The 26187-nt window shown below is 72.2% G+C and carries 21 protein-coding genes; 9 read left to right on the top strand and 12 right to left on the bottom strand.

Annotated elements, in window-relative coordinates; genetic code table 11:
- Window positions 1-3: 3 nt before the first annotated feature.
- Both IE249_RS02435 and ybaK read left to right on the top strand, forming a co-directional pair.
- Window positions 4-744 (top strand): LON peptidase substrate-binding domain-containing protein, encoded by a 741-nt coding sequence (locus tag IE249_RS02435; protein ID WP_189703071.1) that lies wholly within the window; start codon window positions 4-6, stop codon window positions 742-744.
- A gap of 12 nt (window positions 745-756) precedes the next feature.
- Window positions 757-1257, top strand: coding sequence for a Cys-tRNA(Pro) deacylase (ybaK, locus tag IE249_RS02430; RefSeq protein ID WP_189703070.1), 501 nt, complete (start codon window positions 757-759; stop codon window positions 1255-1257).
- A gap of 174 nt (window positions 1258-1431) precedes the next feature.
- Here ybaK and IE249_RS02425 read toward each other — a convergent pair whose 3' ends face one another.
- The 4 genes from IE249_RS02425 to IE249_RS02410 all read right to left on the bottom strand — a co-directional run bounded on the left by IE249_RS02425 (window position 1432) and on the right by IE249_RS02410 (window position 5546).
- Window positions 1432-2151: an AAA family ATPase gene (locus IE249_RS02425; RefSeq protein ID WP_189703069.1), complete on the bottom strand. Its 720-nt coding sequence runs from the start codon at window positions 2149-2151 to the stop codon at window positions 1432-1434.
- A gap of 34 nt (window positions 2152-2185) precedes the next feature.
- Complete coding sequence (locus tag IE249_RS02420; RefSeq protein ID WP_189703068.1) at window positions 2186-3010, bottom strand: ABC transporter permease; 825 nt, start codon at window positions 3008-3010, stop codon at window positions 2186-2188.
- Window positions 3011-3098: 88 nt separating this feature from the next.
- Window positions 3099-4115: an ABC transporter ATP-binding protein gene (locus IE249_RS02415; RefSeq protein WP_189703224.1), complete on the bottom strand. Its 1017-nt coding sequence runs from the start codon at window positions 4113-4115 to the stop codon at window positions 3099-3101.
- Between the two features lie 219 nt (window positions 4116-4334).
- Window positions 4335-5546, bottom strand: coding sequence for an NYN domain-containing protein (locus IE249_RS02410; RefSeq protein WP_189703067.1), 1212 nt, complete (start codon window positions 5544-5546; stop codon window positions 4335-4337).
- A gap of 223 nt (window positions 5547-5769) precedes the next feature.
- On the opposite strand from IE249_RS02410, the gene IE249_RS02405 reads away from it, so the two are divergent.
- A complete protein-coding gene (locus tag IE249_RS02405; protein WP_189703066.1) occupies window positions 5770-5943 on the top strand; it encodes a hypothetical protein in 174 nt (57 codons plus the stop codon).
- Between the two features lie 104 nt (window positions 5944-6047).
- Here the strand turns inward: IE249_RS02405 and dnaE are convergent, their stop codons facing one another.
- The gene (dnaE, locus tag IE249_RS02400; RefSeq protein WP_189703065.1) at window positions 6048-9587 is read right to left on the bottom strand and encodes a DNA polymerase III subunit alpha; all 3540 of its coding nucleotides are present in this window, start codon (window positions 9585-9587) and stop codon (window positions 6048-6050) included.
- 236 nt (window positions 9588-9823) lie between these two features.
- Between dnaE and IE249_RS02395 the strand changes: the two genes are divergently transcribed.
- The 4 genes from IE249_RS02395 (at window position 9824) to IE249_RS02380 (ending at window position 14562) form a co-directional block, all read left to right on the top strand.
- On the top strand, window positions 9824-11149 hold the full coding sequence (locus tag IE249_RS02395; protein ID WP_189703064.1) for a DUF2252 domain-containing protein: 1326 nt from the start codon (window positions 9824-9826) through the stop codon (window positions 11147-11149).
- A 69-nt stretch (window positions 11150-11218) separates the two neighbouring features.
- On the top strand, window positions 11219-11923 hold the full coding sequence (locus tag IE249_RS02390) for a hypothetical protein (protein WP_189703063.1): 705 nt from the start codon (window positions 11219-11221) through the stop codon (window positions 11921-11923).
- A gap of 62 nt (window positions 11924-11985) precedes the next feature.
- On the top strand, window positions 11986-12798 hold the full coding sequence (locus IE249_RS02385) for a DsbA family protein (RefSeq protein ID WP_189703062.1): 813 nt from the start codon (window positions 11986-11988) through the stop codon (window positions 12796-12798).
- 93 nt (window positions 12799-12891) lie between these two features.
- The gene (locus IE249_RS02380; protein WP_189703061.1) at window positions 12892-14562 is read left to right on the top strand and encodes an alkaline phosphatase D family protein; all 1671 of its coding nucleotides are present in this window, start codon (window positions 12892-12894) and stop codon (window positions 14560-14562) included.
- A 4-nt stretch (window positions 14563-14566) separates the two neighbouring features.
- On the opposite strand, the gene IE249_RS02375 is transcribed toward IE249_RS02380, so the two are convergent.
- Window positions 14567-15157 carry a dienelactone hydrolase family protein gene (locus IE249_RS02375; protein WP_189703060.1) on the bottom strand — a complete coding sequence of 197 codons (591 nt, stop codon included), beginning with the start codon at window positions 15155-15157 and terminating at the stop codon, window positions 14567-14569.
- A 135-nt stretch (window positions 15158-15292) separates the two neighbouring features.
- Between IE249_RS02375 and IE249_RS02370 the strand changes: the two genes are divergently transcribed.
- Complete coding sequence (locus IE249_RS02370) at window positions 15293-16465, top strand: mechanosensitive ion channel family protein (protein ID WP_189703059.1); 1173 nt, start codon at window positions 15293-15295, stop codon at window positions 16463-16465.
- A 10-nt stretch (window positions 16466-16475) separates the two neighbouring features.
- On the opposite strand, the gene IE249_RS02365 is transcribed toward IE249_RS02370, so the two are convergent.
- From IE249_RS02365 to IE249_RS02340, 6 genes are all read right to left on the bottom strand, one after another.
- The gene (locus IE249_RS02365) at window positions 16476-17216 is read right to left on the bottom strand and encodes an SDR family NAD(P)-dependent oxidoreductase (protein WP_189703058.1); all 741 of its coding nucleotides are present in this window, start codon (window positions 17214-17216) and stop codon (window positions 16476-16478) included.
- A 103-nt stretch (window positions 17217-17319) separates the two neighbouring features.
- A complete protein-coding gene (locus IE249_RS02360) occupies window positions 17320-18906 on the bottom strand; it encodes a Na+/H+ antiporter (RefSeq protein WP_189703057.1) in 1587 nt (528 codons plus the stop codon).
- Between the two features lie 90 nt (window positions 18907-18996).
- Window positions 18997-19464 (bottom strand): GNAT family N-acetyltransferase, encoded by a 468-nt coding sequence (locus IE249_RS02355; RefSeq protein ID WP_189703056.1) that lies wholly within the window; start codon window positions 19462-19464, stop codon window positions 18997-18999.
- Entirely contained in the window at window positions 19461-20405 is a 945-nt protein-coding gene (locus IE249_RS02350) for an RluA family pseudouridine synthase (protein ID WP_189703055.1), read from the bottom strand. Before IE249_RS02350 ends, IE249_RS02355 begins: the two co-directional genes overlap by 4 nt.
- A gap of 81 nt (window positions 20406-20486) precedes the next feature.
- Entirely contained in the window at window positions 20487-21119 is a 633-nt protein-coding gene (gene lspA / locus IE249_RS02345; protein ID WP_189703054.1) for a signal peptidase II, read from the bottom strand.
- Window positions 21120-21239: 120 nt separating this feature from the next.
- The gene (locus tag IE249_RS02340; RefSeq protein WP_189703053.1) at window positions 21240-22379 is read right to left on the bottom strand and encodes a TraR/DksA family transcriptional regulator; all 1140 of its coding nucleotides are present in this window, start codon (window positions 22377-22379) and stop codon (window positions 21240-21242) included.
- 605 nt (window positions 22380-22984) lie between these two features.
- On the opposite strand from IE249_RS02340, the gene ileS reads away from it, so the two are divergent.
- On the top strand, window positions 22985-26116 hold the full coding sequence (gene ileS, locus IE249_RS02335) for an isoleucine--tRNA ligase (protein WP_189703052.1): 3132 nt from the start codon (window positions 22985-22987) through the stop codon (window positions 26114-26116).
- Window positions 26117-26187: the final 71 nt, after the last annotated feature.

Here is a 26187-nt window from a genome sequence, read left to right as displayed (position 1 = left end):
GCCGTGACCACCGTCCGGCTCCCGCTCTTTCCCCTGAACTCCGTGCTGTTCCCGGGGCTGGTGCTCCCTCTGAACGTCTTCGAGGAGCGCTACCGCGCCATGATGCGCACGTTGCTGAAGACGCCCGAGGACGAACCGCGCCGGTTCGCCGTCGTGGCGATCCGCGACGGCCACGAGGTCGCCCCGAGCGCCCCGGGCATGCCCGATCCCACGGCACAGCCCGAACGCGGCCCGGCCGCCGGGTTCGGCCCCGACCCGGCCCGGGCCTTCCACCAGGTGGGCTGCATCGCGGACGCGGCGACCGTGCGGGAGCGGGCCGACGGCACCTTCGAGGTGCTGGCGACCGGCACCACGCGGGTGCGGCTGCTGTCGGTGGACGCCTCGGGGCCGTTCCTCGTGGCCGAGCTGGAGGAGCTCACCGAGGAGCCCGGCGACGAGGCGGGCGCGCTGGCCGAGGGGGTGCTGCGGTCGTTCCGGCAGTACCAGAAGCGGCTGGCGGGAGCCCGGGAGCGGTCGCTGTCCACGGGCGCGGATCTGCCGGACGAGCCGAGCGTGGTGTCGTACCTGGTGGCGGCGGCGATGGTGCTGGACACGCCGACGAAGCAGCGGCTGCTGCAGGCACCCGACACGTCCTCGCGGCTGCGCGACGAGCTGAAACTCCTTCGCTCCGAGACGTCGATCATCCGTAGCCTGCCGTCGTTGCCGTCGTCGGACCTGACGCGCGGCCCGACGAGTCTGAACTGAGAGCCCGCGCAGATGGCGAAGAAGGCGAAGAAGCAGCAGCCCGGCGGCACGCCGGCCACGGTGGCCCTGACCGCGGCGGGCGTGGAGTACACGGTCCACTCCTACGACCACGATCCCTCCCACCCGTCCTACGGCGAGGAGGCGGCGGAGGCGATGGGCGTGTCGCCCGACCGGGTGTTCAAGACGCTGGTGGCGGACGTCGACGGGGCGCTGACGGTGGCCGTGGTGCCGGTGGCCGGCTCACTGGACCTCAAGGCCCTCGCGGCGGCGGTGGGCGGCAAGCGCGCGGCGATGGCCGACCCGGTCCTCGCCGAGCGCACCACGGGCTACGTACGCGGCGGCATCTCCCCCCTCGGCCAGCGCAAGCGCCTGCCCACGGTCCTCGACGCCTCCGCGACGGCCCACGCCACGATCTGCGTCTCGGCGGGCCGCCGGGGCCTGGAGATCGAACTCTCCCCCACGGCCCTGGCCGACCTCACCTCAGCCACCCTCTCCCCCATCGCCCGCCCCTGACACGGGCGGCCGGGACCGCCCCCGGATCCGGCGGCCCGGACCGGGCCCCGCCCGGCGCGGAACACACCCGCCCAGCACGCCCACCACGCTCACCGCCGGCACCGGTCTCAGCGCGCCGGTCGGGACCGCGGCGGTCCCAGCGGGCCTCCGTGCGAATCGGGTTCCGTGCCGGGGTCAGGAAGCCGGGCCGTTGTGCGGGGCAGGGTCCGGGTGGGGAGTGTGGTCGTAGGGGGCCGGTTCCGGGTCCCGGGGGCCGAAGAGGGCCGTCACGCCGAGGTGGACCACCAGGGCGGCCAGCGGCCAGGCGAGGAGCGCGCCCTTGGCGCCGAGCTTCAGGGGGGCCGGGAAGGTGACGCCCTTGCCCACGGCCTTGGCGTGGGCGATCACGTCGTGTTCGGGGCCGAGCCACACACCGAGCCGCCAGGCGAGCAGCGAGCCGAGCAGGGCGCCCACGCACAGGCCGATCACCAGCGGCACTCCCCCGCGCCGCCGCACGAGGAACACCGCCACCGCGCTGACCACGCCGAAGGCGAGGGCGAGCAGCGTGAACGTTCCGTCGACGCCGATCGCCTGCTCACCCTCGGTGTCCTTGAGGTAGACGATCCAGCTGTTGCCCGACACGTCCGCGACCAGCGGCACCTGGGGCGCGAGCCACCACCACAGCAGCCCGAGGAGCACCCCGCCGAGCGCGACGGCCACGGTGACCACGGCGGCCTCGCGGACTTCGGTCTTCATCCCGGGGCCGTCCTGGTCGTAGGCGCTTCCCACCGCCCCGGCCCCGGCGGGCGGCACGTGCCAGGCCTGCCCGTGGGCGGGCTCGGCGGCGTCGGAGGACCGGGAGGGCTGCGAGGGCCGCTGGTGCGGCGGCGGAGGTGGAGTCAACGGAGCGGTCACCTTGTCATCGTGCCAGTTGGGTCCGTGCGGCGCGTCACCGGACGGCCGCCCGCCGGTAGGCCCAGGTGGCCACGGCCAGCGAGACCACTCCCACCCCGGCGCAGACGGCCATGTCACCGGCGACGTACGCCCAGTTGGGGCTGCCGCCGAAGGTACGGGCGTAGGCCTCCACGCCGTACGTCGAGGGCAGCAGGTCGCGTGCGAACCGTACGGCCTCGGGCATGCGGTCGGGCGGGAGGACTCCCAGGAGCAGCGCGGCCGACATGCCCAACTGGCCGAGCAGCGTGGCCAGTTCGGGCCGCGGCGCGAGCAGTCCGCAGGCCGCGCCGAGCCCGGAGAGCGCGGCCCCGGCGAGCGGGACGACGGCGAGGAGCACCCACAGGTTGCCGAGCGGCAGCCCGAAAAGCAGGCACCCGAACACGGCGGTGACCATCGTGCCCGGCACGGTGAACGACGCGTACGCGGCCGCCGCGCCCAGCACCACTGCCGCCGGCGGCACCGGCAGCGTCGCGTAGTGGTCGAGCCCGCCGCTGAAGCGCAGCTGCCCGAAGTACTGCGAGAGCAGGTTGAGGGCGACGTAGGCGACGACGACCACGGACGCGCCGGACACCACGTACTCGGCCTCTCCGCCCCCGCTGACCACGCCCCGCATCATGATCATGATGCCGACGGACTGGAAGGTCGCCACGAACAGCAGCGGGATCCTGGCCACCCGCGCGCGGGACAGCTGGGCACGGTAGACGGCGGCCAGGGACGGCCACAGCCGCGCGCGGGGTCCGAGCTCGGCCGCCCGGCCGGCGCCCGTGTCCTCGGCGGCCGGCGCGGGCCGTGCGGCCACACCGGCGGGTACGGCACTCACGTCGCACTGCTCCTCTTCGCGTCGTCGGCACCGGGCGGGTTCCCCCCGGCGCCCGCACAGTCCCCTACGGATCCGGTGACCCGCGCGCTCATGCCCGCACCAGTCCCTGCCGGGCCGCGCCGCCGAGCGCCAGGTAGACGTCCTCCAGGCTGGGCGTGGCGAGGGTGAAGTCGTCCAGGGCGGCGAAGGCGGCCCCGCCGGTGACGGTGGCGACGGCGGCGCGGGCCTCCTCGGGCGCCAGGCGCAGCGTCCAGCGGCGGCCCGCCTCCACGGCCCGCTGCCGCAGCGCGGCGACCTCCGGCACCTGCATCGGGGCGTTCTCGCGCCACACGAGCTCCACGCGCACCTCTCCGGCCACCCGCTCCTTGAGCCCGGCCGGGGTGTCGCAGGCGATGACCCGGCCCTGGTCGAGCACGGCGACCCGGTCGAGCACGGTCTCGGCCTCGATGACGTTGTGGGTGACGAGCAGGACGGTGGTGCCGTGCTCGGCGCGCCTGCGGTCGACGGCGAGGACGGTGGTGCCGTGCTCGGCGCGCCTGCGGTCGACGGCGGACCACACCGCGCGCCGCGCCACCGGGTCCATGCCGGTGGTGGGCTCGTCCAGTACGAGCAGGGGCCGCTCGCCGACCAGCGCGGCGGCGAAGCAGGCGAGCCGCCGCTGGCCGCCGGAGAGCTTCTTCAGCGGCCGCCCGGCGATGGGCGCGAGGCCCAGCTCGTCGAGGACGGCGTCCCGCTCGGCGCGCGCCCGGCGCAGGTCCAGGCCGCGCAGCCGCCCGGTGGTCTCGGCGGCGAGCGCCACGGTCAGCTCGTCCAGGGCGCTGGACTCCTGGCCCAGGTAGGCGAGGATGCGCGCGGCCCGCTCGGGGTGGGCGACGATGTCGTGCCCGAGGATCTCGACGCTGCCGCGGTCGGGGCGCATCAGCCCGGTGAGCTGGCGTACGAGGGTGGACTTGCCGGCGCCGTTCGGGCCGAGCAGCCCGAAGATCTCGCCGCGCCGGATGTCGAGGGCGACGTCGTCGGTGGCCCGCACCTCGGGCGTCCCGGGGGCGCCGCGCCGGCCGCGCACGGCCGCATAGGTCTTGGTCAGTCCGCGCACCGCGCACACCACGTCGTCCGTGTGCCGAAGTCCGGGTGCCGCGCGCTTACTCACAAAGGACGAGAGTACGTGGTCCGAGCCCTTTACTCGCCCTTGGGGCAGCCCCGCCCGGACTTTCCGGGCCCACCGTCCCGCACCCGGCCGGCCGGCCGTCCCCCACAACGGGGCCCCTTCGCCCGGCACGAAAGCCCACCGGGCCGAAGACCGGCCGCGCCGCTCGTGGTGGGGTCAGTCGCCTGCCGGGGTGTGTTCCGCGCCGGTGCGGACGTCGATCTCGCGCCAGAAGCCCGCGCGGATCGCGTAGCGGTCGTGCTCGTCGATCTGGTCGTCCTTGTGGGCGAGCAGGCCGAACCGGGCGGCGTAGCGCAGCAGCTCACCGTCGACGCGGTGCGGGATGCGCGGGTACATCGAGGACAGCTTGTGCAGGTGCGGCTGGTCGCCGAGCCGCTCCACCCACCGGCGTGCGAACACCTGTCCCACCTCGTACGGGTCGCCGCCGACGGTGGTGATGTCCTCCTCGCGGTCCGCCCAGCGCTGCTCGGCCGTGGTGAGCTGGGCCAGGGTGGGCATGGAGGCGACCTCGGGCGGCTCGGCGGCCACGCCCGGGCGGTCGACCCAGCCCCGGTCGGAGGACCAGCGCAGGGTCGCGCTCGCGGGGTGCTGGGCGGGCTGCTGGACGCCGGGGGCGCGCAGCGCGGCCAGGTCCTTGGGCGTGGGCACACCCTTGGCCGTCGGCATCCGCTCCTCGCCGGCGCCGGCCGTGTCGGGGTGCGGCCGTTCCTCGGCGGGCCGCTCGGCGGTGGCGCCGAGGGCGGACTCGGGCAGCGGCGCGGAGAGGATCGCGGCGATCTCGGGACGCGGCACGGGCGGCGGCGCGCAGATGCCGCCGAGCTCCTTGGCGCGTACGGCCTTGGTGATCCACGTACGGTCCAGCACGCGCCGCTCGTCGGCCTCGGCGACCAGGTCCTCGGACTGGTTGTAGTCGCCGTCGGCGGCCTGCACGGCCCACAGGTGCACGGCGACCCCGTGCTCCTTGGCGGCCATCATGCCCGGCAGCAGATCGCCGTCACCGGTCACCAGGACCACGTCCGAGCAGGCGCGGTTGCGGGCCAGCTCGGTCAGTTCGGCGTGCATGGCGGCGTCCACGCCCTTCTGCGCCCAGCGCCCGTCGCTGCGGGTCAGCGCGCCGAGCCGGACGGTGACCCGGGGCATCACGCGGAGCCTGCGGTGCTCGGGCTGCGGCACGCGGTCGGGGGCGCCGTCGAACCAGTAGATGCGCAGCAGCGGCCGCTCCGTGTCGGACTCGGCCTGTTCGCGCAGCCCCTGGACGAGGGCGGTGTGGTCGACGGTGATCCGGGACCGGGACGGCTCCCCGGCGAGGAGACTGGCGGCGGCCCCCAGCAGATACCCGGCGTCCACCAGGACGATGCAGCGGTCCACGCGATCCACCCTCTTTCCGGGAGGTTTGCTTCGGGCTTGCTTCGAGTCTGCCCGACCTCGGCGGGGTTAACGGCCCGAACTCGATCTTCGGCGTGGCGTTTCGGGGAGGCCGGCCCCGACCTCCCATGTTACATAGGGTAATTGTCCGACATGCGTTCATTATCCGGCTATGTGAATCTGGTCCCGGCCCTGGCCCCTAGATCCCCCTTGGAGGTTGATCACCATGGCCAAGAACCGTAAGCAGGACCGCAGCCGGCAGAAGGCGACCGTGGCCGCGAACGGCCCGCAGGAGACGGAGCACTCCGTCACCGAACCGCAGCCCGAGCACCACGCCCCGCAGCTGAGTCCCACCGAGATGGCCCGCAAGGGCCGTCAGAAGCGCTTCGGCCACAACTGAGCGCGCGCCGGGGGCCGTTGAACGAGCCCCGGCACCGGCGAGGGGCGTACCCGATCGGTTCGGGCACGCCCCTCGTGCGCGTCGTCGGCCGGTCGTCCGCGGCGTCAGCCGGCCAGGCAGGACGGGCCGAGCAGCACCTTGAGGTCGCCGAACAGCGCCGGGTCGGGCTTGACCCGGTGCCGGTCCAGCCGCAGCACGGTGGTCTTGCGCGGCCCCTGGAGCTTGATCCGGACCTCGCTGTCGCCCTTGTGGTGGCTGAGGATCTCGCCGAGGCGGCTGACCATGGGCGGGGTGACCTTCAGGGCGGGGATGGTGAGGATCACCGGCGCGTTGGTGCCCGCGTTGGACAGGTCGGGGACCATCAGCTCCATCGCGACCAGGCGGGGCACGTCCTCGCGCTTGTCGAGCCGGCCCTTGACGAACACCACGGCGTCCTCGACGAGTTGGGTGGACACCAGCTGGTAGGTGGCCGGGAAGAACATGCACTCGATGGAGCCGGCCAGGTCCTCGACCGTGGCGATGGCCCAGGCGTTGCCCTGCTTGGTCATCTTGCGCTGCAGGCCGGAGATGATGCCGCCGATGGTGACCACCGCGCCGTCGGCGTGCTCGCCGCCGGTGAGCTGGGCGATGCCCGCGTCGGCCTTGTCGGCCAGCACGTGCTCCAGGCCGAAGAGGGGGTGGTCGGAGACGTACAGACCGAGCATCTCCCGTTCCTGGGCGAGCAGATAGGTCTTGTCCCACTCGTCGGTGGAGAACTCCACGTCCAGCCCGAAGCCGGGCTCGCTGCTGGCCTCCTCGCCCATCCCGCCGAAGAGGTCGAACTGCCCCTCGGCCTCCTTGCGCTTGACCGCGACCACGTTGTCGATCATCGGCTCGTACTGCGCGGTGAGGCCCTTGCGGGTGTGGCCCATGGTGTCGAAGGCGCCGGCCTTGATCAGCGACTCGGTGGTGCGCTTGTTGCAGACCACCGCCTCGACCTTGTCGAGGTAGTCGGGGAAGGAGGCGTACTTCCCCTTGGCCTTGCGGCACTTGATGATCGACTCCACGACGTTGGTGCCGACGTTGCGCACGGCGGACAGGCCGAAGAGGATCACGTCGTCGCCCTGGGCGGCGAAGTTGGACTCGGACTCGTTGACGTTCGGCGGGAGCACCCGGATGCCCATGCGCCGGCACTCGTTGAGGTAGACGGCCGACTTGTCCTTGTCGTCCTTGACGGAGGTCAGCAGCGCCGCCATGTACTCGGCGGGGTGGTTGGCCTTGAGGTAGGCCGTCCAGTACGACACCAGGCCGTACGCGGCCGAGTGCGCCTTGTTGAACGCGTACCCGGCGAAGGGGACCAGCACGTCCCACAGGGCCTGGATGGCCTCGTCGCTGTAGCCGTTCTTGCGGGCGCCGGCCTGGAAGATGGTGAAGTTCTTCGCCAGTTCCTCGGGCTTCTTCTTGCCCATCACGCGGCGGAGGATGTCGGCCTCGCCGAGCGAGTAGCCGGCGATGATCTGGGCGGCCTTCTGCACCTGCTCCTGGTAGACGATCAGGCCGTAGGTGACGTCCAGGACCTCCTTGAGGGGGGCCTCCAGCTCCGGGTGGATCGGGGTGATGTCCTGCTGGCCGTTCTTGCGCAGGGCGTAGTTGGTGTGCGAGTTCATGCCCATCGGACCCGGCCGGTACAGGGCCGACACGGCGGAGATGTCCTCGAAGTTGTCGGGCTTCATCAGCCGCAGCAGGGAGCGCATGGGCCCGCCGTCGAACTGGAAGACGCCGAGGGTGTCGCCGCGCTGGAGCAGCTCGAAGGTGGTGGGGTCGTCCAGCGGCAGACCGAGGAGATCGATGTCGATCCCCTTGTTGGACTTCACCATCTTCACGGCGTCGTCCATGATCGTCAGGTTGCGCAGGCCGAGGAAGTCCATCTTCAGCAGTCCGAGCGACTCGCAGCTCGGATAGTCCCACTGGGTGATGGTCACGCCGTCGGTGTGCCTGACCCACACGGGGACGTGCTCGGTGATGGTCTCGCTTGACATGATCACGCCGGCGGCGTGCACGCCCATCTGCCGGACCAGGCCCTCCACACCGCGCGCGGTGTCGATGACCTTCTTCACGTCCGGCTCGTTCTCGTACATCGCGCGGACCTCGCCGGCCTCCGAGTAGCGGGGGTGCTCGGGGTCGGTGATGCCGGACAGCGGGATGCCCTTGCCGAGGACGTCGGCGGGCATGGCCTTGGTGATGCGGTCGCCCATCGCGTACGGGTAGCCGAGCACCCGCGCGGAGTCCTTGATCGCGTTCTTGGCCTTGATGGTGCCGTACGTGCCGATCATGGCGACCTTGTCGGCGCCGTACTTCTCCGTCACGTACCGGATGACCTCGACGCGCCGGCGCTCGTCGAAGTCGATGTCGACGTCGGGCATGGAGATGCGCTCGGGGTTGAGGAACCGCTCGAAGATCAGGCCGTGCGGGATCGGGTCGAGGTCGGTGATGCCCATGGCGTAGGCGACGATCGAGCCGGCCGCGGAGCCGCGGCCGGGGCCCACCGCGATGCCGTTGTTCTTCGCCCACATGATGAAGTCGGCGACGACCAGGAAGTAGCCGGGGAAGCCCATCGAGATGATGACGTCCATCTCGTAGTCGGCCTGCTTCTGGCGGTCCTCGGGGATGCCGCCGGGGAAGCGGCGCTCCATGCCGCGGCGCACCTCCTCCTTGAACCAGGTGACCTCTGTGTAGCCCTCGGGGATGTCGAACTTGGGCATGAGGTCCCGCTTCTCGAACATGCCCGTGGTGTCGACCATCTCGGCGACCAGGAGCGTGTTGGCGCAGCCCTCCTGCCAGGCGTCCGAGGAGTCGATGGCGTACATCTCCTCGGTCGACTTCAGGTAGTAGCCGGTGCCGTCGAACTTGAAGCGGTCGGGGTCGGAGAGGTTCTTGCCGGTCTGGATGCACAGCAGGGCGTCGTGGGCGCCCGCCTCGTGCGCGTAGGTGTAGTGCGAGTCGTTGGTGACCAGGGGCGGGATGCCGAGCTTCTTGCCGATGTCCAGCAGTCCCTCGCGGACCCGGTGCTCGATGTCGATGCCGTGGTCCATCAGCTCAAGGAAGTAGCGGTCCTTGCCGAAGATGTCCTGGTAGTCGGCGGCCGCCTTGAGGGCCTCGTCGAAGTGGCCGAGGCGCAGCCTGGTCTGCACCTCGCCGGAAGGGCAGCCGGTGGAGGCCACGATGCCCTCGGACCACTGGGCGATGGTCTCCTTGTCCATGCGGGGCCACTTCTGCAGCCAGCCCTCGGCGTAGGCGTCGGAGGAGAGGCGGAAGAGGTTGTGCAGGCCCGTGCTGTTCACCGCCCACATGGTCTTGTGGGTGTAACCGCCGGAACCGGAGACGTCGTCCCGCTTCTGGTGGGGCTGGCCCCACTGGATCTTGCGCTTGTTGCGCCGGGACTCCGGGGCGACATACGCCTCGATGCCGATGATCGGGGTGATCCCGGCCTTCTTCGCGGAGTGGAAGAAGTCGTACGCCCCGTGGAGGTTGCCGTGGTCGGACATGGCGATGTGGGTCATGCCCATCTCGTTGCACGCGTTGAACATGTCCTTCAGCCGCGCGGCACCGTCCAGCAGCGAGTACTGGGTGTGGACGTGCAGGTGCGTGAACGGCGGCTTCGACACGGCTGCGGCCTCCAGGGAGAGCGTACGGATACGGGGGTCCGGCAGGCTGCGGACAGTCCGGGGGACAGCGTCGAAGTCTATGCCCCGGCACTGACACCGGGGGCCTCGCGCCGCGTACCTTCGTGCGAGGACAGCGCGGGCACTCAGCCGCACCGCCGGACGTTGTGGTGGGGGGAGGATCCCCGCGCGGTCCGTCCCATACGTCTCGTACCACCCGTACCAGGAGGCACCCAGCGATGTCGGTCCCCCAGCTCAGCGACGAGCAGCGCGGCGAGGAGATCCTCGCCGTCTTCGACACCGCCTTCGGCGAGCTCCTGGCCGCCGACCCGGCCGCGTTCCGCGTGAAGTTCCGGAAGATGGCGGCCTCGGCCTTCGCGTTCTACCGGGGCACGGCCTGCCTCTTCTACCACGACCTGGACGCCGACCGGCGCGGCGGCCCGTTCCTGGACGAGCGCACCTCGCGCGTGTGGATCCACGGCGACCTGCACGCGGAGAACTTCGGCACGTACATGGACTCCAACGGCCGTCTGGTCTTCAACGTCAACGACTTCGACGAGGCCTACGTCGGCCCCTTCACCTGGGACCTCAAGCGCTTCGCCGCCTCGATCGCCCTCGTGGGGTACGCCAAGGCGCTGAGCGACGAGCAGATCACCGAGTTGGTGACGGTCTACGCGGCCGCCTACCGCGAGCGGATCCACGCCCTGGCCACCGGCGCCAAGAGCGACGAGGTGCCGCCCTTCACCCTGGACACCGCCCAGGGCCCGCTGCTGGACGCGCTGCGCGACGCCCGCTCGCTGACCCGGTTCGAGCTGCTGGACTCCATGACGGAGATCCGCGACTTCGAGCGCCGGTTCGCGCCCGGCGGCGGCTCCATCGAGCTGGACGCCGCCACGCGCTACAAGGTGCTGGCCGCCTTCGACGGCTATCTGGAGACGCTGCCGGAGTCCTCGCTCGCCCGCCCGGACTCCTACCGCGTGAAGGACGTCGTGGGCCGGCGGGGCATCGGCATCGGTTCGGCCGGGCTGCCGTCGTACAACATCCTGCTGGAGGGCAACAGCGACGCGCTGGAGAACGACGTCGTGATCTACATCAAGCAGGCCCAGACCCCGGCCGTGTCCCGGCACGTCACGGACCAGGCCATCCGCGGCTACTTCCAGCACGAGGGCCACCGCACGGTGATCTCCCAGCGGGCCCTGCAGGCTCACGCGGACCCGTGGCTGGGCTGGACCGAGCTGGACGGCGCCGGGCAGCTGGTCGCCGAGGTGTCGCCGTACGCCGTGGACCTGGACTGGGGCGACATCGACGACCCGGAGGAGATCGCGCAGGTCGTCGCCGACCTCGGCCGGGCCACGGCGACGATGCACGCGGCGGCGGACGACCAGTCGGGCGAGTCGCTGGTGCCGTTCTCCACGGAGCGGGCCATCGACGCGGCGATCGCGGCCGACGAGGAGGGCTTCGCCCCGCTGCTGGTGGACTTCGCCCACGCCTACGGCGCCCGCGCGCGCGGCGACCACCAGATCTTCGTGGACCTGTTCCGCAACGGGCGGATTCCGGGTCTGTGACGGAAAGGCCGCACACAGGGATCCTTTAAGGGTCCCTTACCGGCCCACGTGACACACTCTTCTCTCGCTATGGACATATCCGGGACCCAGCTCAGAGCCGTGCGCGCGGCGCTGTTCACGGCCGTGGTCGTGACGCTCAGCACCGCGTCGCACGTCCTGCTGTCCCGGGCCCCGCTGCCGCTGAACACGGTGGCCGCCGTCGCGGCCGCCGTGTTCCTGCTCGCCTACGCCCTGGCCGGGCGCGAGCGCGGCTTCGGGCGGATCGCCGCCCTGCTGGTTCCGCTGGAGCTGGCCGCCGACACCGTCTTCACCACCGGCCAGCACGTCTGCTACGGCCCCGTGGGCGGCCCGGTCGCGGGACCGCTGCGCTCGGTCGGCTGGGACGTGCTGTGCGGCAACGGCGCGGACGTCGGCACCCCGCTGGCCCGTATGACCGGCACCGACACCGACCGGCTGGCGGAGCTGCTGGCCCACGCCACCCCGGCGACGGCCTGGCTGCTGCTGGCCGCGCACGTCGGCGTCGGCCTGCTCGCGGCCGGCTGGCTGCGCCGGGGGGAGCGCGCGCTGGCCGAGCTGCTGCGCGCGGTGGCCGCGACCACCTTCCGGCCGCTGCTGCTCGCGGTGGCCGCGGTGGCCTCCCGGCGGGCCCCGGCCGCCACGCGCCCCGCCCGCCCGGCGCCGGCCGCCGGCATCCTGCGCACCCGCCTCCTCACCCACTCCCTGGGACGGCGCGGACCTCCGCACCCGCTCACGCCCGCCTCCGCCCTCGTCTGAGCGGCGGCGCGGCACCGAGCCCGGACGGAACGGTCCCCCACACCCACAGGAGAGACACCACCATGAGCAAGCGGAACAGCCAGACGGCGAAGACGGCGGCCCGGGAGCGGCTGCGCGCGGAACGCGAGCGCGAGGCCAAGCGCGCCAAGGTGCGCCGCCAGATCATCGTCGCCTGCTCGGTCGTAGCCGTCCTCGCGGCAGCAGGCGGCATCGGCTACGCAGTCGTCCAGGCCAACAAGCCGGGCCACTGGGAGGCCGTGAAGGACCAGAAGCTGGTCAAGCCGGCCAACACCACCGGGTCGGACGGCACCACCGTCGTCATCGGCAAGAGCACCGCCAAGAAGACCCTCGTCGTCTACGAGGACCCGCGCTGCCCGGTCTGTGCGCAGTTCGAGCAGAGCGTCGGCACGACGGTGAAGAAGGACGTCGACGACGGCAAGTTCAAGCTCCAGTACGTCGGCGCCACCTTCCTGGACAGGAACCTGCCCGGTGAGGGTTCCAAGAACGCGCTCAGCGCCCTGGGCGCCGCGCTCAACGTCAGCCCCGAGGCCTTCCTGGAGTACAAGGCCGCGATGTACTCGGCGAAGTGGCACCCCGAGGAGACCGACGACAAGTTCAAGAGCGACTCCTATCTGATCCAGATCGCCGACACGGTCCCCGCCCTGAAGGGCAACGCGGCGTTCCAGAAGGACGTGAAGGACGGCACCTACGACAGGTGGGCGCTGGAGGAGTCCAAGCTCTTCGACAAGGGGGGCATCCAGGGCACCCCGACCATGAAGATGGACGGCAAGACGCTGACGGGCTCCGACGGCAAGAACGCCCCCATGACGGTGGCCGACTTCAACAAGGCGATCGACGCGGCCCTCAAGGGCTGACGCCTCCCCGGACACCGAGCGCCGTCTGAAGAGCGGGCGAACTTTTGGGAGTTCGTCCGCTCTGGCGTGTACCGGTCAGTAATCTGATCGGTCGTGACCAGTCGATACAGATCAGGTGAGGCGTTCCAGGGCCTCAACTCGCTTGCCCCGCGCCGCCGTACGGTCGTCAAGGCCGCGGCGGCCTCCGCTGTCCTGGCCGGGCCGCTCGTCGGTGCGCTGCCCGCGCGGGCCGCCGTCGGCACGCCCGCGTTCCTGCACGGAGTGGCCTCCGGCGACCCGCTGCCCGACGGCGTCCTGCTGTGGACCCGGGTGACCCCCACCGCCGAGGCGGCGCCTGGCTCCGGGCTCGGCCCCGACACCGAGGTGAGCTGGGTCGTCGCCAGGGACAGGGCGCTCACCGACGTCGTCGCCAAGGGCTCCCTCACCGCGACCGCCGCCTCCGACCACACCGTCAAGGCCGACGTCCGCGGTCTCGCGCCGGCCACCGACTACTGGTTCCGCTTCTCGGCCGGTGGCGCCGACTCCCCCGTGGCCCGCACCCGCACCGCCCCCGCCCACGACGCCCCCGTCACCGGGCTGCGCTTCGGCGTGGTCTCCTGCTCCAACTGGGAGGCCGGCTACTTCGCCGCCTACCGCCACCTCGCGGCCCGCGGCGACCTCGACGCCTGGCTGCACCTCGGGGACTACATCTACGAGTACAAGTCCGGCGAGTACGCGGCCCGGGGCAAGGTCGTCCGGCCCCACGCCCCCGCCAACGAGATCATCACCCTCGCCGACTACCGCACCCGGCACGCCGAGTACAAGACCGACCCCGACCTCCAGGCCCTGCACCACAAGGCGCCGGTCATCGCGATCTGGGACGACCACGAGTTCGCCGACAACGCCTGGTCCGGCGGCGCGGTCAACCACACCGAGGGCGCCGAGGGCACCTGGACGGCCCGCAAGGCCGCCGCCAAGCAGGCCTACTTCGAGTGGATGCCGGTGCGCCCGGCGATCGAGGGCACCACCTACCGCCGGCTGCGCTTCGGCAAGCTGGCCGACCTGTCGCTGCTCGACCTGCGGTCCTTCCGCTCCCAGCAGGCGTCCTCCGGCAGCGGCTCGGTCGACGACCCGGACCGCACCATCACCGGCCGGGCCCAACTGGACTGGCTGAAGGCCGGGCTGAAGGCGTCCGACACCACCTGGCGGCTGGTCGGCAACTCGGTGATGATCTCCCCCTTCGTCGTCGGCTCGCTCTCCGCGGACCTGCTCAAGCCACTGGCCAAGCTGCTCGGGCTGCCGCAGGAGGGCCTGGCCGTCAACACCGACCAGTGGGACGGCTACACCGACGACCGCCGCGAACTGCTGGCCCACCTGCGCTCCAACGCCATCGGCAACACCGTCTTCCTCACCGGCGACATCCACATGGCCTGGGCCAACGACGTGCCCGTGGACGCCGGCACCTACCCGCTGTCGGCCTCCGCCGCCACCGAGTTCGTCGTCACCTCGCTGACCTCCGACAACCTCGACGACATCGTCAAGGTCCCCGAGGGCACCGTCTCGGCGATCGCCTCCCCCGTCATCCGCGCCGCCAACCGGCACGTCCACTGGGTCGACACCGACCGCCACGGCTACGGCGTGCTGGACATCACGGCCGAGCGGGCACAGATGGACTACTACGTGCTGTCCGACCGCACCAGCCAGGCCGCGACCAGCGCCTGGACCCGCTCCTACCGCACCCGCAGCGGCACGCAGAAGGTGGAGCGGACGTACGACCCCGTGTAACGGGTCACTCCGGTCTCTGCGGGCCCTGCAGGCTGTCGAGGAAGCCGAGCGCCACCCGCCAGGTGGCCTCGGCGGCCTCCTCGTCGTAGTCGGGCAGGCCGGGGTCGGTGTAGAGGTGGCCGGCCCCGGCGTACCGGTACACCTCCACGTCGGCGCCCGTGCGGCCCATCTGGAGATACCACGCGCTCAGCCAGTCGTCCGTCTCGAACGGATCCGGCTCGGCCACGTGCAGCTGCACGGGCAGCGCGTCCGCCGTCGCGTTCGGCGCGATGTCCGAGGTGCCGTGCAGGAGCAGCAGGCCGCGCGCCTTGTCGTCGCCGAGGGCGAGGGTCTGGGCGATCGAGGCGCCGAGCGAGAAGCCCGCGTACACCAGGCCCCGGTCGGAGTAGGGCGCGGCGGCCAGCACGGCCCGCCTGAGCAGCTCGTCCTTGCCGGTCTCGTCCTTGAAGGCCATGCCCTCCTCCACGGTGTCGAACGTACGGCCCGCGAAGAGGTCCGGCGTCCACACCTCGTGCCCGGCGGCGCGCAGCCGGCCGGCGGCCTGGCGCACGGCCGGTCGAAGGCCGTAGGTCGAGTGGAAGAGCACGATGTTCATGGGCCCATGGTGCCAGCCGGGTACGACAACGCCCGGCCGAGGCCGGACCGCCGCCCGCCGGGGCCGGGGCAGGTGCGCGGGAAGGGACGCAAGTCACACGTTCAAGCCGGCGCGGCGGCGGTTAGGCGCGCAGGCATGGAGAACGTACTCCGACCCGTGCTCGTGGTCGGCGGCTCGGTCCTGATCACCCTGGTGATCGGCTGGGCCACCGACCTTCTGCTGCGCGAGGCCGACGAACGGCACCACGAGACACCGCTGTGGGGCCTCCTGCGCCGCGCCCGCGTGCCGTACCAGCTCGTGCTGTGCGCCGCCCTGCTCAGAGGGTCCTACGACCAGGTGAAGGTGCTGGAGGACCACCGCGTCGGCATCGGCAGGGCCCTGACCCTCACACTGATCGGCTCGGCCGCCTGGCTGGTCATCCGGATCGCGTCGGCGATCGTGGAGACCTCCTACTCGCGCTACGCCAGCGCCCGCGCCCACCGGGACCCGGCCCGGGTGCGGCGGGTGCGCACCCAGGTCGAGCTGATCATGCGGGTGGTGTCGGCGGTCGTCATCGTGGTGGCGGCGGCCTCGATGCTGCTGACCTTCCCGGCGATGCGCGCGGCCGGGGCCTCGCTGCTGGCCTCGGCCGGGATCCTCGGCATCGTCGCCGGTGTCGCCGCGCAGTCCACGCTGAGCAACATGTTCGCCGGGTTGCAGATCGCCTTCGGCGACATGGTGCGCATCGGCGACACGGTGGTCGTCAACGGCGAGTGGGGCACCGTCGAGGAGATCACGCTGACCTTCCTGACGGTACGGACCTGGGACGAGCGGCGGATCACCATGCCGGTGTCGTACTTCACGTCCAACCCGTTCGAGAACTGGTCGCGCGGCACCCCGCAGATGACCGGCACCGTCTTCTGGCACCTGGACCACTCCGCGCCGCTGGAGGCGATGCGGGACAAACTGCGCGACATCCTGCGCCAGTGCCCGGCCTGGGACGGCCGCGCCTACAACCTGTACGTCACCGACACCACCCCCAGCACCATCCAGGTGCGGGCCCTGGTGACGGCGAAGGACTCCGACGACATCTGGACCGTCCGGGTCGCGGTGCGCGAGGAGATGATCCGCTGGCTGTGCGAGGAGCACCCCTACGCCCTCCCGCGCGTGAACACCGCGGACGCGACCCGGCCCCCGGGGCAGCGGGACGGCGGCCACGACCTCGGCCTGGTCCGGGACGGCGACCGCGCCGCCTCCCGGGACGGCGCCGTGCGGCCGTCCCTCGACAAGCCGCGTTCCCTCGGCCGCTCGGGTACGGGACGAGGCTGAGGCCACCGGCTCAGTGACCGCGCTCGGCGCCGCCGTTGACCTGGACGACCTGGGAGGTGATGTGGGCGGCGCCCGGCGAGGCCAGCCAGTGCAGGGTGGCGGCCACGTCGCCGGGGGTGCCCGCGCGCCCGGTGGAGGTCTCGGCGACGAGCCGGGCGCGGCGGGCCTCGTCCATCGCGTCGCCGAAGAAGTCGGTGTCCTCGACGTATCCGGGCGCGACGAGGTTCACCGTGATCCCGCGCGGGCCCAACTGCCGTGCCAGGTCGTGGGCGTAGGGGTGCAGTGCCGCCTTGGACGCGGCGTAGGCGCCGCTGCCGGAGCCGCGGTAGGCCGCGATGGAACTGAGGAACAGCACACGCCCGCCCGGCTCGGCGAGACGGTCCTTGAGCGCCTCGGTGAGCAGCACGGCGGTCAGCGTGTTGATCCGGAAGTTCACCGTCCAGTTGTCGGCGACGAGTTCGAGCGGGTCGTCCCGCTGCGCCCGGGGCTCGAGCTGCCCGGACCCTCCGGCGCTGTGGATCAGCACGTCCACGGCGCCGAGTTCGTCCGCCACGAAGCGGGCCACCCCGCGCACGCCGTCGACGTCGCCGACGTCGGCCGCGTAGGTGAGGGCGCCCGGCACCCGCGCCCCGCGCAGCACGTCCTCCCTCCTCCCGAGCAGCAGGACCCGGTCGCCGTCCGCCGCGAACGTCTGAGCCGCCGCGAGCCCGATCCCCGTACCACCACCGCTGATCACCACGTTGCGAGTCATGATCCGAGCGTAGGCCCGCGCGGGCGCACGACGGGGGAACGCCGGGGCGGAAGGCGGCGCGCGCACCGGCGTGCGACCCGTACGCCGCGGCGGGCCGAGTGCGTCAGCGCAGGCTGCGCACGTCGAGGTGGCGCAGCACCCGGTCCACGATCTCCGGGTCGGCCCCGGGCTCGCTGCGCGCCGCCAGCACCTCGTGCCGGGCCGCGCTCAGCATCTCGCCCTGGATGCGCCGCACCCGCTTCAGCCGCCGCACCCGGTTCTCCTGCGCCTCCCTGCGCTCCTCGTCGCCGATCCGCGGACTGATCCGCAGCCCGATCTCGAAGGCCCGCCGGTTCATCTGCTCGGACAGGTCGTCGGGCAGCTCCTCGACGGACTCGATCTCCCGCAGCCGCCGCTTGGCCGCCTTCGCCGCCCGCGCGGCGAGCTGCGTCTCGAACTCCTTCTCCCGCTCGGTGTCGGCGCGCACCCCGAGCCGCCTGACCAGCCACGGCAGGGTGAGTCCCTGGAGCACCAGCGTGGCCATGATCACCCCGAAGGCGATGAACACGATCTCGTCGCGGTCGGGGAAGGGCGCGCCGCTGTCCGTGTGGAGCGGGATGGCCAGCGCGAGCGCCACCGAGGCCACGCCGCGCATCCCCGACCACCACATGACGACGGTCTCGCGCCAGCTGAGCGGGATGTCCTCGTCGTAGTCCCGCAGCGCGTGCAGCCGCTTGGTCAGCCAGGTCGCGGGCAGCAGCCACAGCAGCCGTACCAGCACCACCACGGCCACGACCACCGCGGCCCAGCCGAGCAGTTCGCCCCAGCGCCCGGCGGCCGTGCGCACCGCGTTGTGCAGCTCCAGGCCGACCAGCCCGAAGGCGACCCCGGTGACCAGGGTGTCGACGACGTCCCAGACGGTGTGCCCGGCGAGCCGGCTGACCACGTCGTCGGCGTCGACGGCGTACTCGGCCAGGAACAGCGCGGTGACGAGCACGGAGAGGACGCCGGAGCCGTGCAGTTCCTCGGACAGCACGTAGGACGCGAAGGGGACGAGCAGCGTCAGCCCGATCTGGAGCGTCGCGTCCCCGAGCAGGCTCAGCAGCTTGTTCGCGCCCCAGCCGAGCGCGACCCCGACGGCCACCGCGACCACCGCGGACAGCACCAGGTCGAGACCGGCCCGCCAGACGGAGAACTCTCCGCTGACGGCGGCGGCGATGGCGACGTGGTAGAGCACGATGGCCGTCACGTCGTTGAACAGGCCCTCGCCCTCCAGGATCGACACCAGGCGGCGCGGCAGCCCGAGCTGCCCGGCGACGGCGGTCGCCGCGACCGGGTCGGGCGGGGCGATCAGCGCGCCCAGCGCCACCGCGGCGGCCACCGACAGCCCCGGCACGATGGAGTGGGCGACGACGGCGACGCACAGCGTGGTGACGAACACCAGCGCCACGGCCAGCAGGAAGATCGGCCGCTTGTTCGCCGTGAACTGCCGCCAGGAGGTGCGCCGTACGGCGGCGTAGAGCAGCGGCGGCAGCAGCGCGGGCAGGATCAGCTCGGGCGGGATGCTGACGTTCGGCACGAAGCCGGGCAGCGCCAGCGCGATGCCGAGCAGGGTCATCAGCACCGGCGCGGGCAGCCCGAACCGGTCACCGACCGGGACGCTGATCACGGCCCCGAGCAATACGACGAAAAGCAGGGCCAACTGATCCACGGTCAGCGCTCCGGGAGGTCGGACGTTCTACACGGCGGACCTCAAGCCTGCCATGCCGCACCGCTCGGCGGCTCCTTCGCCGGTGAGGGGCTACAGCGCGCGCCGCATCGCGCGGTGGGGTATCCCGGCGTCGGGGAACTCCGGACCGTACGCCTCGTATCCCAGACGCTCGTAGAAGCCGAGGGCGTGCGTCTGGGCGTGCAGGTCGACGGCGGTGAGGCCACGCGCGCGTGCCGCGTCCTCGATGGCGCGCACCAGGGCGACGCCGACGCCGAGACCGCGGGCCTCCTTGGCGACGGCGAGCCGTCCCAGGGAGCCGACGCCGGCCTCGCCGCCGGTCTTCGCGGCGGCCGCCGCGCCGTGCAGCAGCCGTCCGGTGCCGAGCGGGAGGCCCCCCTCGCGGACGGCGAGCACGTGCAGCGCGACGGCGTCGTGGGCGTCGTACTCGATGTCCTCCGGGACGCCCTGCTCGGCGACGAAGACCTGCTTGCGCACGGCGAAGCACGCCTCGCGGTCGGCGGGGTCCTCGGCGACGCGCACCTCGTACGGCGTGCTCATGCGTAGGTCTCCTCACGGACCTGGTCCAGGGCCTTCTGGAGGTCCTCGGGATAGTCGCTGGCGAACTCCACCCACTGTCCGTCGCCGGGGTGCTCGAAGCCGAGCCGGACCGCGTGCAGCCACTGGCGGGTGAGCCCGAGCCGCTTGGCGAGGGTCGGGTCGGCGCCGTAGGTCAGGTCGCCGACGCAGGGGTGGCGGTGGGCGGCCATGTGGACGCGGATCTGGTGGGTGCGGCCGGTCTCCAGCTTCACGTCGAGCAGGGAGGCCGCGCGGAAGGCCTCGATCAGGTCGTAGTGCGTGACGGAGGGCTTGCCGTCCGCGGTGACCGCCCACTTGTAGTCGTGGTTGGGGTGGCGGCCGATGGGCGCGTCGATGGTGCCGCTGGTCGGGTCGGGGTGGCCCTGGACGAGGGTGTGGTAGCGCTTGTCGACCGTGCGCTCCTTGAACTGGCGCTTGAGCGAGGTGTACGCGTACTCCGACTTGGCGACGACCATCAGGCCCGAGGTGCCGACGTCCAGGCGGTGCACGATGCCCTGGCGCTCGGCGGCGCCGGAGGTCGAGATGCGGTACCCGGCGGCGGCCAGTCCGCCGATGACCGTGGGGCCGCTCCAGCCGGGGCTCGGGTGGGCGGCGACGCCGACCGGCTTGACGATGACGACCACGTCCTCGTCGTCGTGCACGATCTCCATGCCCTCGACCGGCTCGGCGACCACCTGGACGGGCGCGGGCGCCTGGGGCATCTCCACCTCGAGCCAGGCCCCGCCGCGCACCCGCTCGGACTTGCCGACCGCCGTGCCGTCGACCATCACCTTGCCCGCGGCGGCCAGCTCCGCCGCCTTCGTACGGGAGAAGCCGAACATGCGGGAGATGGCGGCGTCGACGCGCTCGCCCTCCAGGCCGTCGGGCACGGGCAGGGTACGGATCTCGGGAAGCGTGCTCACCCGTCGAGTATGCCGGACGGGCACGGCGGCCCCGACCGGGCCTGTGGACGACCGGGCGCCGGAGGGGCGGGAGGCGGCCGGTCAGTCCTTGTGGACGGTGCCGTCCGGGTCCAGGCCGCGGAAGGACAGCAGCACGATCAGGATGCCGCCGCAGACGATCGCGGAGTCGGCGAGGTTGAACACCGCGAAGTGCTTGGGGGCGATGAAGTCGACCACGGCGCCCTCGAAGACGCCGGGCGAGCGGAAGATCCGGTCGGTGAGGTTGCCCAGCGCCCCGCCGAGCAGCAGGCCGAGCGCGATCGCCCAGGGCAGGCTGTAGAGCTTGCGCGCGAGGCGGGTGATCACCACGATGACGGCGGCCGCGATCACCGTGAAGATCACGGTGAAGGCCTCGCCGAAACCGAAGGCCGCGCCCGGGTTGCGGATGGCCTCCAGCTGGAGCCAGTCCCCGATCAGCCTGATCGGCGCGTGGTGCTCCAGCCTGGCGACCACGACCAGCTTGCTGACCAGGTCGAGAGCGTAGGCGAACGCCGCCACCGCGAACAGGACGGCGATCCGGCGCCTGCCGCGCGGCCGCTCGGCCGTGGCGGGCTCCTGCGGTCCGCCCGCGCGGGCGGACGCCTGCGGCGACGTGTCGTCGCCGGGCCGCTGCTGCCCGGGCCGTGCCGCGTCCGGGGTGTCCGGCGTACCGATGATGCGCTCCGCCTCTGCCACGTGAGTCCCTCGACCTAGGTACCTGATAGAGGACGAGAGTACGGCACACACGTCCCGGCCGAGGTGCTCAGGAGGCGCATGGCGGCAGCCCCCGGCCGGTGCGGCCCCGCTCCGTCCGCCTCAGTAGCGGCGTTCCTGCTTCTGCTTGCACTCCACGCACAGGGTGGCCCGCGGGAAGGCCTGCATACGGGCCTTGCCGATGGGGTCGCCGCAGTTCTCGCACAGACCGTAGGTGCCCGCGTCCAGCCGGTCCAGGGCGCGCCCGGTCTGGGTGAGCATCTCGCGCGCGTTGGCGGCGAGGGCGAGTTCGTGCTCGCGCGTGATGTTCTTGGTGCCGGTGTCCGCCTGGTCGTCGCCCGCGCCGTCCCCGGAGTCCCGCATCAGGCCCGCCAGGGACTGCTCGGAGGAGCTGATCTCCTCGCGCAGCCGCTCCATCTCGGACTGGAGCTCCGCGCGGGCCTCCGCGACCTCTTCCGGGGTCCAGGGGTCCTCCCCCGGGCGTACCGCGAGGTCGCCCGGCTCGACCGCCGCGGCGGCGCGTGCCTTGGGGACGGCGGTCTTGGCCGCCGTGGCCGTGCCAGGAGTCTTCTTCGCAACCACCGTCGTGGCTCCCGTCTGCTTCGCGGCCTGCGCCGCGCCCGCCTTCTTGCCCGTGCTCTTCCTGCCCGAGGCCCGCCCGGCGCCACCCCGCGCGGGAGTGCCGTGCTCCGTGCCGGCACCCTCGGCGGCCGGCTTCGTCCCGGACTTCTCCGCCGCCTTGCCGTGCGCGGCCGTGTCCTGCGCCGCCTCGCCGTGCTCCGCCTTGCTGTGCTCCGCCTTGTCCTGGGCCGCCTTGTCCTGCGCCGCCTTCTTCGCCGGGGTCCTGGCGGCGGCCGTCCTCTTCGGCTCCGTCTGCCCCGGCTCCGCCTTCTTCGCACTCGCGGCGTTCTTCGAGGCCGCGGCGTTCTTCGCACTCGCGGCGTTCTTCGCGCCCGTGGAGTTCTTCGCGGCCGCTGCCGGAGCGGTCTTCCTCCCGGCGGTGGCCGCCCGCTTCTTCGCGGTGGTCCCCGCGGCCGCCGGCTTCTTCGCCGCGGCGTTCCTCCCGCCCCCCGCCCGGCCCGCCGCCGCCCCGCCCGCGGGCCCGTCCGTCGTGGTCCTCGCCGCCTCGTCCATGGCCGGCTCCTTCGCCGCCGCGTCCACGTGCCCGGCGACGCCGCCGAGGGCGCCGGCGCTCCGGGACCTGCCCGACGCCGACTGCTCGGCGGTCTTTCTCGCCACCATGGCCGCGGCCCCTTCACATATTGTGATTTTGCTCGCGAATCGTGCTGGGACGATAAATCGACTCGAGTCCCACGGCAACGGGGCACGCCGCCCGATTCGCCCGCCTCGCGCCTGCCGCTCGGCCGGCATGCATGCGTTGTGCCCAGCTCTTCGCCGGGTAATCCGGCCGGCCGCGCGTCCTGCGATCCGGGCGGCCCGCCCCTCGCCATTCGGGGCACCCGCGCGGGCCGCCGCTCGCCTGCCCCCGCACCGCAAAACCGGTCGGCCGCTGTCGCCGGAGCGCCGTACACTGGGCGGAGCGAAAAGCGTGGATGGGGACGAGTAGCGGCGCAGGCAGCCCAGAGCGACCCGGGGACGGTGTGAGCCCGGGGGCGAGCACGTCGTGAAGATCACCCCGGAGCCGCCGGAAGAACGCCCCAGGGACCGCCCGCGGACCCGGGGCCAGTAGAACCGGCTCGCGACCCCAATGAGGGGGCTCACCGGCGCGTACGGCGCACCGGAGGGCCAAGGAGGGTGGTACCGCGGGAGCGCGCCGCACACGGCGTAGGAAGCACGAGGCTCTCGTCCCTCCGACGGAAGGCAGTACGTCCGCCGGAGGAAGATCGATGACGCAGTACCGCCAGGTGCCCGCCCAGGTCGACCTGCCCGCCCTCGAGCACGCCGTGCTCGACTTCTGGCGCGAGCAGAAGATCTTTGCCAAGAGCCTGGAGCAGTCCGAGGGCCGCCCCGAGTGGGTGTTCTACGAGGGTCCGCCCACCGCCAACGGCATGCCGGGCGCCCACCACATCGAGGCGCGCGTCTTCAAGGACGTCTTCCCCCGCTTCCGCACCATGCGCGGCTACCACGTGGCCCGCAAGGCCGGCTGGGACTGCCACGGCCTGCCCGTGGAGCTGGCGGTGGAGAAGGAGCTGGGCTTCTCCGGAAAGCAGGACATCGAGGCGTACGGCATCGCCGAGTTCAACGCCAAGTGCCGCGAGTCGGTGACCCGGCACACCGACGCCTTCGCCGAGCTGACGACCCGCATGGGCTACTGGGTCGACCTCGACGACGCCTACCGCACCATGGACCCCGAGTACGTGGAGTCCGTATGGTGGTCGCTCAAGCAGATCTTCGACAAGGGCCTGCTGGTCCAGGACCACCGCGTCGCCCCCTGGTGCCCCCGCTGCGGCACCGGCCTGTCCGACCACGAGCTGGCGCAGGGCTACGAGACGGTCGTCGACCCCTCGGTCTACGTGCGCTTCCCGCTCACCTCCGGCCCGCTGGCCGGCCGGGCGGCGCTGCTGGTGTGGACGACAACCCCGTGGACGCTGGTGTCCAACACCGCGGTCGCCGCGCACCCCGAGGTCACCTACGTCGTCGCGACGAACGGCGAGGAGAGCCTGGTCGTCGCCGAGCCGCTGCTCGCCAAGGCGCTCGGCGAGGGCTGGGAGAGCACCGGCGAGACCTTCACCGGCGCCGAGATGGAGCGCTGGACCTACCGACGCCCCTTCGAGCTGGTGCCGTTCGAGGAGCCGGCCCACTTCGTGGTCAACGCCGAGTACGTCACCACCGAGGACGGCACGGGTCTGGTCCACCAGTCCCCCGCCTTCGGCGAGGACGACCTCCGCGTCTGCCGCGCCTACGGCCTCCCGGTCGTCAACCCGGTGCGTCCCGACGGCACCTTCGAGGAGGACGTGCCGCTGGTCGGCGGCGTCTTCTTCAAGAAGGCCGACGAGCGGCTCACCGAGGACCTGGCCGAGCGCGGCCTGCTGTTCAAGCACCTGCCCTACGAGCACAGCTATCCGCACTGCTGGCGCTGCCACACCGCGCTGCTGTACTACGCGCAGCCGTCCTGGTACATCCGCACCACCGCGATCAAGGACCGCCTCCTCCAGGAGAACGAGCGGACCAACTGGTTCCCGGACACCGTCAAGCACGGCCGCTACGGGGACTGGCTGAACAACAACATCGACTGGGCGCTCTCCCGCAACCGCTACTGGGGCACCCCGCTGCCCGTCTGGCGCTGCGGGGACGGCCACCTCACCTGCGTCGGCTCCCTGGCGGAGCTGACGGAGCTGACCGGCGCCGACCAGTCGGGCCTCGACCCGCACCGCCCGTACATCGACGAGGTCACCTTCGACTGCCCTCAGTGCGAGCAGACCGCGACCCGCGTCCCGGAGGTCATCGACGCCTGGTACGACTCGGGTTCGATGCCGTTCGCGCAGTGGGGCTACCCGTACAAGAACAAGGACCTGTTCGAGGCCCGGTATCCGGCGCAGTTCATCTGCGAGGCCATCGACCAGACCCGTGGCTGGTTCTACACGCTGATGGCGGTCGGCACCCTCGTCTTCGACAAGTCCTCGTACGAGAACGTCGTGTGCCTGGGCCACATCCTCGCCGAGGACGGCCGCAAGATGTCCAAGCACCTGGGCAACATCCTGCAGCCGATCCCGCTCATGGACCAGCACGGCGCGGACGCGGTGCGCTGGTTCATGGCGGCCGGCGGCTCGCCCTGGGCGGCCCGCAGGGTGGGCCACGGCACCATCCAGGAGGTCGTCCGCAAGACGCTCCTCACGTACTGGAACACGGTCGCCTTCCAGGCCCTGTACGCGCGCACGTCCGGCTGGGCGCCGAGCGCGGCCGACCCGGCCCCGGCGGAGCGTCCGCTGCTGGACCGCTGGCTGCTCAGCGAGCTGCACGCGCTGACCGACCAGGTCACGCAGGCGCTGGAGGGGTACGACACACAGCGGGCCGGCAAGCTGCTGTCCGCGTTCGTCGACGACCTGTCCAACTGGTACGTCCGCCGTTCGCGCCGCCGCTTCTGGCAGGGCGACGGGGCCGCGCTGCGCACACTGCACGAGGTCGTCGAGACGGTGACCCGGCTGATGGCCCCGCTGACCCCGTTCATCACCGAGCGGGTGTGGCAGGACCTGGTGGTGCCGGTGACCCCGGGCGCCCCCGAGTCGGTGCACCTGTCGTCCTGGCCCGAGGCCGACCTGTCGGCGATCGACCCGGAGCTGTCGCGGCAGATGGTGCTGGTGCGGCGGCTCGTGGAGCTGGGCCGGGCCACCCGCGCGGAGTCGGGCGTCAAGACGCGCCAGCCGCTGTCCCGGGCGCTGGTCGCGGCCGCGGGCTTCGACTCCCTGGACGCCGAGCTGCACGCCCAGATCACCGAGGAGCTGAACGTGGCAACGCTGGCCTCGCTCAGCGAGGTCGGTGGATCGCTGGTGGACACCACCGCCAAGGCCAACTTCCGCGCGCTGGGCAAGCGGTTCGGCAAGCGGGTGCAGGACGTGGCCAAGGCGATCGCCGGCGCCGACGCGGCCGCGCTGTCGCTCGCGCTGCGCGAGGGCACGGCGTCGGTGGAGGTCGACGGCGAGACGGTCGCCCTCGCGCCCGACGAGGTGATCATCACGGAGACTCCGCGCGAGGGGTGGTCGGTGGCGTCCGACGCCGGGGCGACGGTCGCCCTCGATCTGGAGATCACCGAGGAGCTGCGGCGGGCGGGGCTCGCCCGGGACGCGATCCGGCTGATCCAGGAGGCGCGCAAGAACAGCGGCCTCGATGTGGCCGACCGGATCGTGCTGCGGTGGACCGCGACGGACGGCGCGACGATCGCCGCGCTCAGTGAGCACTCCGGACTCATCGCCGAGGAGGTCCTCGCGACCGACTTCGCGCAGGGCGAGGGGGACGACACCTTCGGTGAGGTGTTCTCCGACGAGGGCTTGTCGCTCGGTTTCCGGCTGCGCAAGGCCTGAAGGGGCAGGGGGCGTGCGGGTCGTGAGGGTGGATGCGCCAGGGTGTTCGCCCGCCCCCGCCGCCCCTACCC

The sequence above is a fragment of the Streptomyces anandii JCM 4720 genome, from assembly GCF_014650655.1.
Taxonomy (GTDB): Bacteria; Actinomycetota; Actinomycetes; order Streptomycetales; family Streptomycetaceae; genus Streptomyces; species Streptomyces anandii.
This window is presented reverse-complemented; position numbering and strand designations above follow the sequence as displayed.

Bases quoted from the DNA above. Each gene is read 5' to 3' on its own strand.
- ybaK (WP_189703070.1), top strand. From the start codon at position 757: ATGGCGAAGAAGGCGAAGAAGCAGCAGCCCGGCGGCACGCCGGCCACG.
- IE249_RS02405 (WP_189703066.1), top strand. From the start codon at position 5,770: ATGGCCAAGAACCGTAAGCAGGACCGCAGCCGGCAGAAGGCGACCGTG.
- IE249_RS02395 (WP_189703064.1), top strand. From the start codon at position 9,824: ATGTCGGTCCCCCAGCTCAGCGACGAGCAGCGCGGCGAGGAGATCCTC.
- IE249_RS02390 (WP_189703063.1), top strand. From the start codon at position 11,219: ATGGACATATCCGGGACCCAGCTCAGAGCCGTGCGCGCGGCGCTGTTC.
- IE249_RS02385 (WP_189703062.1), top strand. From the start codon at position 11,986: ATGAGCAAGCGGAACAGCCAGACGGCGAAGACGGCGGCCCGGGAGCGG.
- IE249_RS02375 (WP_189703060.1), bottom strand. From the start codon at position 15,157: ATGAACATCGTGCTCTTCCACTCGACCTACGGCCTTCGACCGGCCGTG.
- IE249_RS02370 (WP_189703059.1), top strand. From the start codon at position 15,293: ATGGAGAACGTACTCCGACCCGTGCTCGTGGTCGGCGGCTCGGTCCTG.
- IE249_RS02365 (WP_189703058.1), bottom strand. From the start codon at position 17,216: ATGACTCGCAACGTGGTGATCAGCGGTGGTGGTACGGGGATCGGGCTC.
- IE249_RS02355 (WP_189703056.1), bottom strand. From the start codon at position 19,464: ATGAGCACGCCGTACGAGGTGCGCGTCGCCGAGGACCCCGCCGACCGC.
- IE249_RS02340 (WP_189703053.1), bottom strand. From the start codon at position 22,379: ATGGTGGCGAGAAAGACCGCCGAGCAGTCGGCGTCGGGCAGGTCCCGG.
- ileS (WP_189703052.1), top strand. From the start codon at position 22,985: ATGACGCAGTACCGCCAGGTGCCCGCCCAGGTCGACCTGCCCGCCCTC.